Source organism: Pantoea sp. PNA 14-12, from assembly GCF_004364735.1.
GTDB classification, from domain to species: domain Bacteria; phylum Pseudomonadota; class Gammaproteobacteria; order Enterobacterales; family Enterobacteriaceae; genus Pantoea; species Pantoea stewartii.
On the sequence record NZ_SOAJ01000005.1, the window covers coordinates 23,657 to 39,389 of the forward strand.

Sequence of the window (15,733 nt, forward strand, 5' to 3'; positions counted from 1 at the left end):
CGCTTTGGTTCAGTAGGATAAAGGGAGCCGGTATGAATACGCGCCAGGAAAAAATTATCGAACTGGTCAATGCGCGTGGCAGCATCACCGTCAGTGAACTGGCTCGCGTTGTCAGTGTGTCTGAGGTGACGATACGGCAGGATTTAACACAACTTGAACAGCAGCGCGTGTTACGTCGCGTTCACGGTGCAGCCATCGCCCTGGACAGTGATAATGTGAGCACACGGATGAACACACGTTTCAGCATCAAACAGGCTCTGGCCCGTTATGCCGCCGGACGGGTCAATGAGGGCGAATCAGTTTTTATCGAGGGCGGCAGTACGAATGCCTTACTGGCACTTGCGCTTGCCGGTCGAAAAAATCTGACGCTTATCACCGTCAGTCACTATATCGCTCATCTGCTGAAAGAAGCCGATTGTGAGGTCATTGTGCTGGGAGGCCGGTTACAAAAGAGCAGTGAATCGATGACCGGGCCACTGACGCGTTACTGCATTCAGCAGATTCACTTTCATAAAGCGTTTATTGGTGCTGATGGCTGGCACCCGGAAACCGGTTTTACCGGTCGCGACATGCTACGGTGTGACGTGGTGGACGCTGTACTGGCAAAAAACGCTGAGAGCTACATCCTGACAGACAGCAGTAAATTCGGACAGCTTTATCCCTATCCTTTATCGCCCGGTTATGCGCCGCGTCATGTCATCACGGAACATGGGTTGCCCGCGGATACAGTGAACCGGCTTACAGAGCAAGGCACCGAGGTGATACCGGTGACGATCGCTTAAAGGTGGCTGTCGGTTTCAGGGTGCGACGCTGACAGAATCGCGCAAAACCAGACTGGCGATAAAAGGCTTACGCTGCATTAACTCGCCGCCATCGAGCATGGCGACCAGCCGGTTGATAGTTTCATTGATCATGTCGGTAACCGGAAACTTCATGCTGGAAAGCGAGGGAATCACATACGGAGCCAGCGGGATGTCATCAAAACCTATCACCGAAACTCTGGCCGGTACGGCAATGTTGTTTTCCGTGAGTTGTTTAATGGCACCAATTGCCATTTCATCGTTGCTGGCTACGATAGCGCTGAAAGACTCCCCGCCGGCGAGCAGGGATTTGACCGCCAGCATGCCGCTTTGTGCGGTCCACTTACCCTGCACAATCAGCTGGGGATTAGGCGCAATGCCCGCCGCGCTTAATGCAGCCTGATAACCGGAAAGTCGTTCCTGACTGGTAGGAGAATCCAGCGAGCCGGTGATAAACGCGATATCACGATGCCCCTGTTCAAGCAGATGATTTACAGCCAGCCGCCCTGCTGCCTGCTGGTCGCTGAATACACAAAAACTTTCATGAATGCGCAGGCGGCGATTGATCACCAGAATGGGTTGTTTGTGGTCGGAAATAATAGCATCCAGTTCATCAATACTCAGAAAGCGCGGATAGATGATGATGCCATCGCAGCGCAGATCGAGCAAAAACTGAATCGCCGCGCGCTCCTCAGCGGCAGTGTGCTTCCCGTCAGCCAGAATTAACTGACGATTCTGCTGCTCCATAATCCTTGCGGAATGCGACATTAACTCGCTGAAAATATTGCCGCTGTACAGTGTGTTAGTCACCACCAGCCCTATGGTTTGTGTACTTTTATTTGCCAGATTACGGGCCAGTAAATTGGGCCGATAGCCTGTTTCAGCGATAGCCTGCAAAACGTGTTCACGTTTCTCTTTGCCGACGTAACCGTTGCCCGACAACACCCGGGAAACCGTTGCTTTTGAGACACCGGCGCGTTTTGCCACTTCTGAAATCGTTGTCATATGAGGATCGCCAGAATTCTCAGCCTGAAAGCAGTCTACCTAAGTCTTTCATTATTTGAAATATTTACACGCCAGCCCACAGGGCGCGCCAGATCATTGACAGTGACCTTAATCACAGAAATAACACAGGGTGATTATTGGCGCTTGTGTCAGCCCCAAAACAGCTTCATGATTTTGTGAAACCGGTTTCCTATTTTGCCGTGCCGATCGTCAGTGGTCACACAACGTTCCCCTGGCGAAAGACGTAAAACAATAAGGCAGCCGTCATGAGCGGAAACCAGAACGCACTTCCCTCTACCCTACGAGAGAAACATCATGTCAGGAAATTATGCCGGGATTTCACAGGCTATCGTTACCGCCTTAGGTGGCCTGAACAACATTAGCGCCATTACGCATTGTATGACGCGCCTGCGTTTTGTCGTGAAAGACGACGACAGTGTCGATCTGGCGGCCCTGAAGGCCGTCAACGGCATCATGGGCGTCGTGCATACCGATACACAGTATCAGGTGATCATCGGGAATAATGTTGCCAAAGCCTATCAGGCCGTTCTGGCCCTCGGTCAACCGCAGGCTGAAAGCGCTGCGCCAGTTAAACGTCGTATCACGCTGAAAAGCATTGGTGCCGGTATTCTCGATGCGCTTGTCGGTACCATGTCACCACTGATTCCGGCGATCATTGGCGGATCGATGGTCAAACTGCTGGCCATGATTCTGGATATGGCGGGCGTTTTTGACAAAGGCTCGTCCACGCTGACCATCCTGAACGTTATCGGGGATGGGGCATTCTTCTTTTTACCGGTCATGGTAGCGGCTTCTGCCGCACTGAAATTTAAAACCAATATGTCACTGGCGATTGCTATTGCCGGCGTCCTGGTGCACCCCACTTTCATCGATTTAATGGCCAAAGCAGCTCAAGGCCAGCATGTCGAGTTTGCTTCTGTTCCGGTGACGGCGGTGAAATATACCTATACAGTGATCCCCGCCCTCGTGATGACGTGGATTCTGTCCCATATCGAACGTGGCGTGGATCGAATTACGCCTGCCGTCACCAAAAACTTCCTCAAGCCCATGCTGATTGTGCTGATTGCGGCACCGATTGCGATTGTATTAATAGGTCCCATTGGCATCTGGATCGGCAGCGGTATCTCTGCGCTGGTCTACACCATTCACGGCTATCTGGGCTGGCTTTCCGTGGCCATCATGGGCGGGCTGTGGCCGCTACTGGTAATGACCGGCATGCACCGGGTTTTTACCCCTACCATCATCCAGACGATTGCAGAAACAGGTAAAGAAGGCATGGTGATGCCTTCAGAAATTGGGGCCAACTTATCACTTGGCGGTTCGTCGCTGGCCGTCGCCTTTAAAACGAAAAACCGCGAATTACGCCAAACGGCGCTTGCAGCCGCGGCCTCCGCTATTGTGGCCGGTATTTCTGAGCCTGCTCTTTACGGTGTTGCCGTGCGCCTGAAACGCCCATTAATCGCCAGCCTGATGAGTGGCTTTATCTGCGGTGCCGTTGCCGGAATCGGCGGGCTTGCCAGCCATTCAATGGCTTCGCCAGGATTATTTACCAGCGTGCAGTTTTTTGATCCGTCCAATCCCCTGTCGATTGTCTGGGTCGTGGCGGTAATGGTGCTTTCTGTCGTGCTGTCGTTCATTCTTACTCTCATTCTGGGGTTTGAAGATATCCCTGAAACGACCCAGCCGTCTGCGCCCTCGTCCGTCGTCACCGCAGAAAAAGCGAACGCGGTTAACGCCAGTTAATTAATGATTACAGTATTAAAGAGGATGTCATGTCTGAGTCAGTATTCCCGGAAGGATTTTTATGGGGCGGTGCCCTGTCCGCAAACCAGTCAGAGGGCGCTTTTCTTGAAGGCGGGAAAGGATTAACGACCGTTGACATGTTACCGCTTGGCCCGGCACGCATGCCGGTGAAACTGGGGCAGGAAAAACGCGTCACACTGCGCGATGATGAATTTTATCCCAGCCATACCGCTATCGACTTTTATCATCGCTATCGCGAAGATATTGCGCTGATGGCAGAAATGGGATTCACCGTCTTTCGCACCTCTATCGCCTGGAGCCGACTTTTCCCTCGAGGGGATGAATTAACGCCCAACGAGCAGGGGCTGGCGTTTTACCGTGATCTGTTTACCGAATGTCGTCGCTATGGCATTGAGCCACTGGTGACGCTGTGCCATTTTGACGTGCCGATGCATCTGGTAACGGAATATGGATCGTGGCGTCATCGTAAAATGATCGCGTTTTTCGCACGCTATGCACGAAGCTGTTTTGAGGCATTCGACGGCCTTGTGAAATACTGGCTTACCTTCAATGAAATTAACATCATGCTGCATAGTCCGTTTTCAGGCGCTGGACTGGTGTTTGAACCGGGTGAAAATACCGAGCAGGTTAAATATCAGGCCGCCCATCATGAACTGGTTGCCAGTGCGCTGGTAACGAAAATTGCTCATGAGGTCAACCCGGCCAACCAGGTAGGCTGCATGCTGGCCGGCGGCAATTTTTATCCCTGGTCAAGTAAACCCGACGATGTCTGGGCGGCACTGCAAAAGGATCGTGAAAATCTGTTTTTTATCGATGTGCAGGCACGGGGCGCCTACCCAGCGTATTCCGCGCGTCTGTTTCGAGAGAAAGGCATTGAGATCGTTATGGCGGAAGACGATGCGGAGATCCTTAAAAACACTGTCGATTTTGTTTCATTCAGTTATTACGCCTCTCGCTGCGCATCTGCTGATATGCATGACCAGAACAGCAGCGCAGCCAATGTTGTCAAATCGCTGACTAATCCGCACATCGCACGCAGTGAATGGGGTTGGGGCATTGATCCGCTTGGACTTCGCATCACCATGAATATGATGTACGACCGCTATCAGAAACCGCTGTTTTTAGTCGAGAACGGGCTGGGTGCACGTGACGAGTTAACACCAGAAGGCGAAATCATAGACGATTATCGTATCAGCTACCTGCGTGAGCATATTCGCGCCATGGCTGACGCGATTGGCGACGGTATTCCCGTACTGGGTTATACCACATGGGGCTGCATTGATTTAGTGGCGGCTTCAACCGGTGAAATGAGCAAGCGCTATGGTTTTGTCTATGTTGATCGGGACGACCACGGTAACGGGACGCTGGAAAGACGCCGGAAAAAATCGTTCTGGTGGTACAAGAAAGTCATCGCCAGCAATGGCCGCGATCTGGATTGAGTCGGTGTGCAGCCACGAGACGTGGCCAGACGCGACGGCGGTGAACCATTTAAAGGGATAAGGCGACAGATAATACTGTCGCCTTCTGGTCCGGTTATTTTTGCAGCAGCCAGTGTTCAATCTCGCTGGCTGGCAGCGGTTTAGAAAAAAAGTAGCCCTGAATCTGGTCGCAACCATATTGCTTCAGCAGACTCAGCGTCGCTTCGGTTTCGACCCCTTCCGCCAGAACCGTATAATTCAGCTCCTTCAACATCTGAATAATGCTTCTGACAATCACTCTGGACGCCTGATCGTTGTCCATGCGGTTAATCAGAGACATATCAACTTTGATAACGTCTAAGGGAATTTCCTGTAAATAGCTGATGTTGCTGTAGCCTGTGCCAAAATCATCCAGAGAGATAACAAACCCCTCGGTTCTCAGCGCTTCCAGGCCGTTTATAGCAACATGGCTTTCTGTAATGAGTTCATTTTCAAGGCACTCCACGCCCATAAAGGACGTAGGCAAATCAGCAGCCTGCATTTTACTGGCCAAATCTGCCGCAAAGCCGGGGCGTGAAAAGTCACGTTCACTGACGTTAACTGAGACAGGAATTAACTGATATTCCTGTTTCCACGTTTTGAGTTGAACGATGACACGATCGATGACCCAGTCCGTCAGCACCGAGATCAGGTTTGTTTTTACAGCCAGGGGAACGAAATCGGCAGGGAACAGCTCGCCTCGTTCCGGGTGATGCCACCGGATCAACGCTTCCAGCCCCACGGTTTTGCCGGTTTTTAAACACACTTTGGGCTGATAAGCCAGATAAAGACCTTCGTCTTTTTTCAGCGCCTGTGCCAAATCATTCATGATGAGAAAATCATCCGTGCGGCGCGAATCATAAGCATGATCGAAGGTCATGGCACCGCAATTCTGATAAATGCATTCATGCAGTGCGCTTACCGCCTGACGAACGATTTCATTGGCATCTATCTCTCGGGAGACAAATTCTGTTTCACCTGCATAAACGTCGATATCGATCGTGATATTGTCCGCTAAATCCGCCTTCAAATTCTTGAGAACATCAATCGTGCTTTGTGCCGTGTACCCTTCAAGATAGGGCTGGATGAGGGCAAACCGACCCGGTGCGAATGAATAAAGCATATCATCGGACTCAAGTTCGAGGCGCGCACTGACCAGGCCGGCGATTTGCCGGAGCAGGTTTTCTACCGGCGCGATACCAAAGGTGCGCGAGAGTTCATAAGCATGCGGAATATCAATGCAGTCGATAAGAATAAGGCGGAAGCGTCGATCAGGATTGCTCACGGCCAGCTGCTGCATATCACGCAACAACCGCGGGCGATTAGGAAGATGCGTGATCAGGTCAGTAAAACTGGCCAGATTCCAGGCGTCCAGAAATGAGGTGACCAGCCTCGCTAACGACTTTAAGGTTTCGAGTTGCGCATCGTTAAAGGTATGGGGTTGCGTATCTGTGACACATAACGTGCCCAGAACCAACCCTTCAACATTACATAATGACACGCCCGCATAGAAGCGGATATGCGGCTCGCCTTCCACTAACGGATGGAAAGAGAACCGATTGTCTTGCAGTGTATCCTGAATGACCAGTTGGCCGTCGCCATCAATAACATGTCGACACAAGGAAACATCACGTGACGACGCCTTAAGATTAAAGTTGCGGGAAACTTTAATGTATTGATTTTTGTCGTCAATAATTGAGATAAAACTGCCCGAAATGCCGAGTGCCTGCGCGGCAAGCTGTACAAATTTTTCCAGCACCTCATCCCTGGTTACATCAGGTGACAAAAGTGCTTTAACCGCTTTAAGACGATTTTCTTCATTGCCACTTTGATTATCGTGCACAACAGCCTCCCCATGTGCGGGTGCAAAACGCAGAAAACAATTTAGCCTAATTTTAAATATTTAGCGCCACATTGACCGACAATTTATAGCAAACAAGAGGCCATGCGAGACTGTATAACATGCAAGAAAAGGTTTTAAGTCATTTTTAACCGTAAATGTCACAACGTTCTGCGTTATGCCCGACACGCAGGCGGCACTTTTGGTGAGGAGACGACATCGCTGTCAATGTTCAGGCACAATAATCGATCAGCTTACCCCATTAAGGGTATTGGTCCACATTAAGCGGTTTTTTCTCCCGACGCTTTATCTTGCCACAGGCTGCCTCTCTCAGTAATGAATGCGCATTCAGTTATTACCTGTTGCGCGCCTGTAAGACTGCCGTTATGAAATATTACTTAAGCTTTTCTGTCAGAGATAAGAACTTAATAATGGCAAAACATCCTGACGGCACAGACGTTAATTAAATGCAAAATGTAAAGTTATGGAAGCAAAGATTAACAAACACGGTCGGGGGCTTCGTGATGGCGCGAGGAATACAGAACAGTTCAGGCATCTTAGTGTCTGCAGACACGATAAATGTCAGCAGACTTCTGGCTGAAAGCATAAGGAAATGGACGTTAGCCCGCTATCGCCGGCTACGGTATGCTGAACAGCTTTTCTTTTCGCTTATTAAACGACGCCCTGACGGTAATGATGGGCTGACACGCTGATAATTGGTACACTTATTGCCTTGGCGGAACAATGCCAATGCTGAACTCGATTAACAGGTTAAACAACCCTGCCAGTTGGCGCCAGCAGGTCTGGGTTGCTCAGGAAATGAAGTATGCTGACTGACGATCAACTGAATTACATTCTCAGCCACCCCGACGAATTTTCAGATCAGGTTGTGGCAATGGCGAAAGAGATACGGGTTTACCGTGCTGCGTTCGCACAGCCCTATGCGATCATTGAACCATTAGGTATGACGTTTATTGGCGATGAAAATGGCGCGATGGTGTGGCATCCGAAACACTACGAAGAAGGCGATACGCCGCTCTACCTCAGACCATCAATGGAAGAATAACCGTTGTGACGCATTCATACTTACACATCTGTAAATCCCCGTCCTGGCACGCCCCCGTTCACCTTCATTCATGTCAACGCTGCGAGACTCATGTTACACACTGATCCTCCCTTAGTCAGCCCTGCTCTTTACCCTGTAGCATCAACACTTCATCTATCCATGTTTAGTTTGATTCGAGACACTGCCTGGCGCTGCCATGATGCGTGTGGCGTGACCACCCGCTCTGCAGAAAGATAAGCGATTCGGTCACTTTTCATCGTCAACGCATACCGATGCCGTCCATTGTGGTTGTTGGCATCTGTCCCGGCTCTGCACTTACTGAATCACTGATGTGATGCGACAAGCGCGTGATTTAAGCGAGACCCAATCATCACAACACGCGATCACCGTTCTCAGCCGCCACCGGGCGAGTCAGAAAACGCGGGTTGACCGCATTTCTCTGGGCCCCATCGTTGCGGCTTCTGCGCCCATCAGTTTTTGTAAGTTGTTACTGGCAAAATAATGCAGGCAACTCAGGCAGGATGAGCGATAGTCAACGCAGGCACGCTGTTGGACAGGAGCGCTTTCCTGACATCTGCGTCCAGATTAGCGTCAGTGACAATATCCGTCAGCGCATCCAGATGAACCACATTGAAAAGAGACCAGGCACCGTATTTTGAACTGTCTGCCAGCAAAACACGTCGCCTCGCATTGATGATCAAATCGTGTTTCAGAGCCGCTTTTTCTTCCGTGGGCGATGTCACGCCTTTCGTCATATCCCATCCATTACCACTCAGGAAAGCAATGTCAGGATTGATATTGTTCAGCATCTTCCGACCGTGATCGCCAATGCAGGACTGGCTGCTTTCATCGATTCGCCCACCAATAATGGTTACTTCAATCTGCTTAAACTCGGAGAGGAACAGTGCAATATGTAAGTCATTGGTGATCACACGTAGCGGCATATGGGTAATTTGCCGGGCCAGCTCAAACATCGTCGTCCCTGCATCAAGGATTACAGCATCGCCTGCTTTAATGAAGGTGGCTGCAACGCGCGCAATAGCATGTTTTTCAGGCTGATTCCGTGACGATTTTTCCAGCGTCGTCGGCTGCGATGGAATAAAGCGGTTAAGCGTTACGCCCCCGTGCGTGCGGCTGACCACTCCTTCCTGATCGAGTTTAATCAGATCACGCCTGATAGTGGCAGGAGAAGCGCCTGTGACCGAAACAAGCTGTTCAACCGTTACCAGATTATTTCCTTTCAGGTAATTCATTATCGATTCTAAGCGACTGTTTTCTTTCATCTTCACATTGACCAGGGCGTTTTCTTTTTTGGATCATGCAGATATGATCGCAAAGTGCGATTTTTCTGTCCAGGTAATATCTGAGAAGATGATTAACTCAGCTCACGGGTGAGTAAATACCTTTGGATTCCTCACTGCACGACTAAAATGATGGTGATCCGCTTTCCTGCGCCATGCATACTCTCATCGCGAAAGCATTCTGTTCAGCATGACTTCTCAGCGAGCGACGGCGTGTTAATGCTCTTAGATGAATATAAGGTTTCGCCCCACTTCGTCTGAAACGAGGACGGTAAAAATTTGATGTGAAAGGCGAGATGACTGATTCAGGCGTGAAGTCGGGACAGGTTGAATGCGGTATCTGGAGCACTGCTGACGCAATCAAAACGGCAGCGGTCCCTGCTGCGAGTGATACGATGTCTTTATCGTGACATATAATATTAACCGGACCTTACATCGCGCTTCGATATTCCGGCCAGGCCACCGCGTCTGAATGAAGCGCACCTGAAGGAGCAAATAAACTGCCCTGGAAATTAATCACGCCCGCTGCTTCCAGCCACATCCACTCCTCCGCTTTCACGATGCCGGCAGCAATGACCGTAATCTCTAAGGCAGAGCAACATTTTATAATGGCCTGAACCACGGCTTGTTTCGGACCACTGCGGTGAACATCGGAAGTGATACTTGAGTCAATGCGAATCCGGTCGGGCTGAATATGTGTCAATAACGAGAGCCCGGCGGAACCGGCACCAAAATTATCGACGGACAGACTGATGCCCGCAGCCTTAAGCTCCCTGACGGCAACCGAAAAAGCTTCCACGCGTGAAATAACTTCCGTTTCGCTGACACCAATGACCACCTGCTCAGGGACCAGCCCTGCAGCATTTATGGCCGCAACAATGGTCTGAACCGCATCAGGTACGACAACCAGCGTCATAGGCAGCATACTGACATACAGCGTCATCTCGTCCGGGCAGGCCCGCCCGGCCATCCTGAACGCTGTAATCACCGCGTCAAGATCGGCATCATGTAACTGCTTTGACGAATCGCGCTGTTCAGTACGACGAAGCCGTGCGTCCGCTATCGCCTCAATCGCCGTCACTTGACGGGCAAGCGGATCGACGACGGGACGGAAAGTAATACCCGATACCGAAGGCGTCACCTTGCTGGCAGTGGTGCTTTCCGGAATGAATTCCCAGTATTCGGAGGGCAATACCTCGAAGTAATTCTCTTTCTCACGCGCCTCAACAAAGGTACGCAGGAACTGCAACGCGCGGTCAGCATAAGTTAACTGGTACTTCGACGTGCCTTTATCCAGCACCGCCTGAAGCACAGTGGAACGATCATGCTCACGTAAATCAAACAATTCCATGCCGGCATTACCGAACCGACGCGAGGGCGCATAATCACGCATCAACTCGACCAGGTTATGGTGACGTCGATCAGCACAAATGCGCTGATAAATGGCAAGCACGCCCTCTTCCGGGCCTTCCAGTAACTGGAAAAAGTGCGTGCCATTGAACAACAGAATACCGGTCACATCATGAGACGCATTCAGTATGCTGGCATCATCCACCATTCCGGGTAGCGTCTTAACAGGAACGTCATCCGAGATATGGCTGCGATAAATTATTGTGGTCAGCAAAGGGCATCTCCAACATCAACGTGATTGTAGTCGTCAGCTTATCAGTTATTCCTTTAACATGCAGGTCTCGGTGCGCGGACTGACGCAATAATTTACATTAAATTGCATCAGGGAGGAACAGTGATGGCGCGCAAGACAAAATAACATAAAGTAAACCCGGATCGGCTTCTCATTAATTATCGTTACTTTTTCAGCGGGGAACGATTACTGCCCTGACCTCTTTTTACAAGAGATATTTTTTAACTGCTAATGAGTGCGCTTTTATTTATTTTTTAACTCTATGTTTTAAAAGGCTTTAACCCACCTGCCGGTGACCCGCGCTTCTGGGTTTGCAGATTTATCCACCTGAAGCCGGCCCGACATGCCGCACGGAGAACGTCGGAAAATGTATCGCAGCCAGAAATTTCCCTTATAAAAAAGCGTAAGCGAAAATAAAATCTTCGTTCGAGGCTCCAGGGTTTCTGTTCTTTCCTCACCTGACGTATTAATCAATACGCATTAACTCAAAAAATAAACGGCCTTCATCCGGGACGTAAACGGTTATTCCATGACGGTTTAATATCGCAACGCATTAATTGCTTTCGCCTTTTATAGTGATTGGCTTTTATTTTTTAAAATCAACGTACAATTATTTTTTGCAATATCATTCAGCATATGGGCAGGAGCGGCAATGGCTCAGGAACCTGGCGACAAGGAATATCACCGCACCAGAACAACACAGTCACTGCGCTTCTCAGACAGAGGCCGGGATGAGGTGCTGAAAAAGTTTTTACGTCTGGCCTGTCAGTTAGTTGGTATTAATGGAAGTTATATCGCTGTCTTAAATGACGATAAGCATAGTGTGCGTGCCAATTACAATATTGAGCTGAGTGACACGACGCGCGAACAGGCCTTATGCCGACATGTTGTCGAAAGTGATGCGACGGTCATTGCACCTGATACCCGACTTGATCCGCGTTATGCCCATCACCCTTTGATTGTCCATGCCCCTTATATTCGCTTTTATGTCGGTACGCCGCTGAAAAACGCTCATGGACAGATACTGGGAACGCTATGCCTGACGGATACGGTGCCACGGACTTTTAGCCACCAGCAGAAACAGATCATTGAGTCACTGGCTGGATTGGTTGTTGCCTTTCTTGAAGCCTGGCATTCGGCGGCCTTTATCGAACCTGTTACCGGCATGGCCAATCGGGAACGTCTCTTTCGCGACATTCTGCATCTTGCCACGCTGAATGACACGGCACTGCGCCGTCTGGTGCTTATCGACTGTATTGATATGTCACGCGCCTACGACCTGTCCCGGTCACTGGGCATGGCGTCGCTGGAGTCCTTGCTTAAGGATGTCGCCACCCTGTTAAGGTTACGTCTTCGGCCTGCCAGTGGTGAGTCGATTTACACGATCGCGACTGGCCGCTTTGCGATTTTGACCCGTGCAGAAAGCCACGTTAGCGCAAAATGGGTTGAGGAACGGTTAAACGGGATTCATGCCGATATGGGCGACGGCCTCACTATGGCGTTGGCGACCTGTACCGCGCAGATCGACTTTATCGCCGGCCAGACCTTCCCCCAGGACGCTCTCAGACGGGCAGTCAATGCGCTGGAACGCGTGAGCGGTCCGTCCGTTCGTCTGTGTGATGCTGTTAGTGATGGAATTAAAGACGCGAGTTCCCACGCTGATTTCACCTTAATGCGTGATCTTGCAGACGCGCTGCGGCGCAACCAGGGACTGTATCTGGTTTTCCAGCCCAACGTTTGCTTGCTCAGTGGTAAACCGGTTAGCCTCGAAGCGCAGATCCGTTGGCATCATCCCCAACGTGGAGAGCTGGCAGCCGATAACTTTACTTCACTGGCCGTTGGGACTGAGCTGGGCACAACACTCACGACCTGGCTGATTGACAGCACCATTGCCCGGCTTAAACGTCTACGTAATCATCCTATTCAGTTACCTGTCACGATCAGTATTCATGAGCGGGATGTGACAGATCGGGCGTTTGCAGAAAAGCTGGCGGAAAAAATGCTTAAGGCAACCTTACCTGTGTCAATGCTGGTCATCAAAATCGTTCAAAAAGAGCATATCATTGACAGCCCCTCAGCCATGCTGGGCCTGGAAATGCTAAGACGTATGGGATTCACAATGACATGGGAATATATCGCGAAAGGCTATCGCAAAATACGCTATCTGCGCGGGACGCCGCCTGATGTTATAAAACTGGATAAAACACTGGCCAACGAAATCCATACAAATATTACTTCCCGACTTATCGCACACAGTATTTTTACGACGCTTAAAGAGCTCAATCTCCTTGTTTTAGCCTACAGCGATCGTCCCGCCTCTGTGGTCACCTCAGATAACAGTGAGGCTACCTATGAATATTTCAACATTAAACCTATGACAGAAACGGAACTCGATCCCTGGCTGAAATGGAAGTTACCGGGGTAAGCGTTTTCTCCCCGTTCTGTACTCGTGGACCATCCTGCTGGTATTTATTTTCTGGCCAGATGGCGTTTCGTATCACGGGCCTGGATACGCGCTTCTGTGGGTGAGGGAAACAGATAATGGTACAGATCGCGATACAGGCTCAGATGTTTCACCACGCCCTCATGAATGGTCTTGGTAATATCGTTGATTAAAAAATCGCAGGTGGTGTTGAAGTTTCCCATTTTAAAAAAGGCTTTATCAAAAACCGTAATAATGCCTTCCCATTTCATCTGATATTCATCCCTGATCGGATCATGAGTTGCAATGAACAGGCCTTTGTGGGACTTCACACCATGTTTGCCCACATAGGTGGTTTGCGAATCGTAGCCACGTTTACTCCGCCAACGGCAAAATTCATAAGGCACATCATAATGGGGCAAAATAAAGTCGGGACAGCGGAAATTCTCGTCGCTTAACAGGCCATCCAGCGTCACCGTGAAATGCAAAAAATCCTGCATAAAATCGAACTGACGCGTCTTGGTTAAGGTGACATTGATGGTGAAATTGCCTGAATGCACATACCAGTAGTTAGTAAAACCGTTGACCAGAATACAAAATACCTGCCAGTCGCTAAGCCGCCGGTCACCGGCTAATCCTCTGAAACGACTTATCATTAGCCTTGCTTTGGGATGCTGATACGCTTTGAACAACGGATCATTCATACCTTTCAGTAACATCAGGCCCACTCCTTTGTAATTTAGCGTATCCTGCCATGCCATTTTACTACTGAAAAGGTGGCGTCATCTGATTATGCGACGTTGCGCTTTCCTTTTGGGCACCGTCTTACTTATCGTTCTGTGATGCCGTCTGAAGCCATAAGCATCAGGCTGCATCATTGAATGTGCAGGCAAGGCTAAATTTTGCAAAAGGAAAATAAAGACGCGTTCAGAGAGATAATTCAGAAGGGATAGAGGGCTAGTGCGCGTTGCTGATGGGTCTGAACAAACGCATTTTTTAATTCACAGTAAACGTTACTCTCCCCCCGGCAGTCACGTTGCGCGGCGTATTTCACTGCCGCATAGCTGTCGCGGATGTCTGGATATTTTCGCAAATAATCCCGAAACGCCAGATGCCGGATGATATCTGGACTGCCCTGGATAAAAGCATGGACGTGATGCGTACGGCGGCCCTGAAGGCCCTTGGTATAATAGCGTCTTCCTGGCATACCGTTTTCGCCACGCGCCTGATAGCCAGAGGCGCACAACGCTGACGTAATGTCAGACGAATCATGAGTAATCACTTCCAGCAAAATATCGATGATCGGTTTGGCCGCTAATCCTGGCACCGCAGTGCTACCAATATGATGAATAGCGACAAGGTGTTTACCCAATCTCGCCGCTAACACAGCCGCCTCAGCAGAGAAATGATTCGCCCATTCAGGGCAATACTCACTCACGATTATCTGACGCCCGTTTATCATTTCGCTTTTTAGCGCCCTTTTTTCTTGCGACCCGGCTGCGTAAATCGCTTGCGTGAAGCGGGCTTATCATCAGCTTTTACGCCCGATTTAGGTTGGCTATTCCCTGGTTTTTTTGCAGGAGATTTTTTCTGCGGCGTCTTTTTTGCCGATTTGTCATCAGAAGTGGAATTTTCGAGCAGCTTAAACAGTTCGATTAATTCATCATCCGTCAGATCGCGCCATTCACCCAAAGGAATACCTTTGAGATTTACATTCATAATGCGCGTGCGTTCCAGTTTGGTGACTTCATACCCAAAGTGTTTGCACATACGACGGATCTGCCGATTAAGCCCCTGTACCAGCGTAATACGAAACACGTAGGGTGCTTCTTTCTTCACTTTGCACTTTTTGGTTACCGTGCCCAACATGGGAACGCCGGCTGCCATACCGGCAATAAATTCATCGGTAACGGGCTTATCAACAGTGACGACATATTCTTTTTCGTGGTTATTGCCTGCACGCAAAATTTTATTGACCAGATCGCCATGATTGGTCAGGAAAATAAGTCCCTGCGAATCTTTATCGAGACGACCGATGGGAAAAACGCGTTTACTGTGATTAACAAAATCACTGATGTTATCGCGTTCGCCCTCTTCCATTGTGGTGATAATGCCTGTGGGTTTATTCAGCGCGATCAGCACCAAATCATCTTCATCACGAGGCTCAATCAGCTGCCCATTCACTTTTACGACATCGCCAGCAAAAACCTGGGCACCAACGGCTGCGCGTTTACCATTGATAAAAACGTTGCCCTGTTCGATAAAGCGATCGGCATCGCGGCGGGAGCAGATTCCGCTCTCACTGATGTATTTATTGAGTCGTGTTGATGAATGCGTCAGCATGGTTCCTCCAAAAACGCGCACTATACCTTACCCGCTCTCGCTTGCGAAGCAGAAGGCATTAAACTTTTGGCC

12 protein-coding genes are annotated in these 15,733 nt (G+C 49.8%); 5 read left to right on the top strand and 7 right to left on the bottom strand.

Annotation, left to right across the window (positions count from 1 at the left end; all coding sequences use genetic code 11):
- Positions 1-32: 32 nt before the first annotated feature.
- The gene (locus C7434_RS16835; protein ID WP_133745696.1) at positions 33-782 is read left to right on the top strand and encodes a DNA-binding transcriptional regulator YciT; all 750 of its coding nucleotides are present in this window, start codon (positions 33-35) and stop codon (positions 780-782) included.
- Between the two features lie 15 nt (positions 783-797).
- Here the strand turns inward: C7434_RS16835 and C7434_RS16840 are convergent, their stop codons facing one another.
- The gene (locus C7434_RS16840) at positions 798-1,805 is read right to left on the bottom strand and encodes a LacI family DNA-binding transcriptional regulator (protein ID WP_133745697.1); all 1,008 of its coding nucleotides are present in this window, start codon (positions 1,803-1,805) and stop codon (positions 798-800) included.
- A gap of 315 nt (positions 1,806-2,120) precedes the next feature.
- Between C7434_RS16840 and ascF the strand changes: the two genes are divergently transcribed.
- Positions 2,121-3,569 carry a PTS cellobiose/arbutin/salicin transporter subunit IIBC gene (ascF, locus tag C7434_RS16845; protein ID WP_133745698.1) on the top strand — a complete coding sequence of 483 codons (1,449 nt, stop codon included), beginning with the start codon at positions 2,121-2,123 and terminating at the stop codon, positions 3,567-3,569.
- Positions 3,570-3,598: 29 nt separating this feature from the next.
- A complete protein-coding gene (locus tag C7434_RS16850; RefSeq protein WP_033742371.1) occupies positions 3,599-5,029 on the top strand; it encodes a 6-phospho-beta-glucosidase in 1,431 nt (476 codons plus the stop codon).
- Between the two features lie 94 nt (positions 5,030-5,123).
- On the opposite strand, the gene C7434_RS16855 is transcribed toward C7434_RS16850, so the two are convergent.
- A complete protein-coding gene (locus C7434_RS16855) occupies positions 5,124-6,890 on the bottom strand; it encodes a GGDEF and EAL domain-containing protein (RefSeq protein WP_058702513.1) in 1,767 nt (588 codons plus the stop codon).
- Between the two features lie 823 nt (positions 6,891-7,713).
- Between C7434_RS16855 and C7434_RS16860 the strand changes: the two genes are divergently transcribed.
- Complete coding sequence (locus tag C7434_RS16860) at positions 7,714-7,953, top strand: hypothetical protein (protein WP_006122003.1); 240 nt, start codon at positions 7,714-7,716, stop codon at positions 7,951-7,953.
- A 512-nt stretch (positions 7,954-8,465) separates the two neighbouring features.
- On the opposite strand, the gene C7434_RS16865 is transcribed toward C7434_RS16860, so the two are convergent.
- Both C7434_RS16865 and C7434_RS16870 read right to left on the bottom strand, forming a co-directional pair.
- A complete protein-coding gene (locus C7434_RS16865; protein WP_133745699.1) occupies positions 8,466-9,236 on the bottom strand; it encodes a DeoR/GlpR family DNA-binding transcription regulator in 771 nt (256 codons plus the stop codon).
- A gap of 448 nt (positions 9,237-9,684) precedes the next feature.
- Positions 9,685-10,878, bottom strand: coding sequence for a diguanylate phosphodiesterase (locus tag C7434_RS16870; protein ID WP_133745700.1), 1,194 nt, complete (start codon positions 10,876-10,878; stop codon positions 9,685-9,687).
- 670 nt (positions 10,879-11,548) lie between these two features.
- Here C7434_RS16870 and C7434_RS16875 point away from each other — a divergent pair.
- The gene (locus C7434_RS16875; protein ID WP_133745701.1) at positions 11,549-13,321 is read left to right on the top strand and encodes an EAL domain-containing protein; all 1,773 of its coding nucleotides are present in this window, start codon (positions 11,549-11,551) and stop codon (positions 13,319-13,321) included.
- Between the two features lie 44 nt (positions 13,322-13,365).
- Here the strand turns inward: C7434_RS16875 and C7434_RS16880 are convergent, their stop codons facing one another.
- The 3 genes from C7434_RS16880 to rluF form a co-directional block, all read right to left on the bottom strand.
- Positions 13,366-14,037 (bottom strand): hypothetical protein, encoded by a 672-nt coding sequence (locus C7434_RS16880; protein ID WP_033742365.1) that lies wholly within the window; start codon positions 14,035-14,037, stop codon positions 13,366-13,368.
- A gap of 221 nt (positions 14,038-14,258) precedes the next feature.
- On the bottom strand, positions 14,259-14,777 hold the full coding sequence (locus tag C7434_RS16885) for a GrpB family protein (protein ID WP_033742615.1): 519 nt from the start codon (positions 14,775-14,777) through the stop codon (positions 14,259-14,261).
- Positions 14,778-14,788: 11 nt separating this feature from the next.
- Positions 14,789-15,661, bottom strand: coding sequence for a 23S rRNA pseudouridine(2604) synthase RluF (gene rluF / locus C7434_RS16890; protein ID WP_006122011.1), 873 nt, complete (start codon positions 15,659-15,661; stop codon positions 14,789-14,791).
- Between the last annotated feature and the right edge of the window lie 72 nt (positions 15,662-15,733).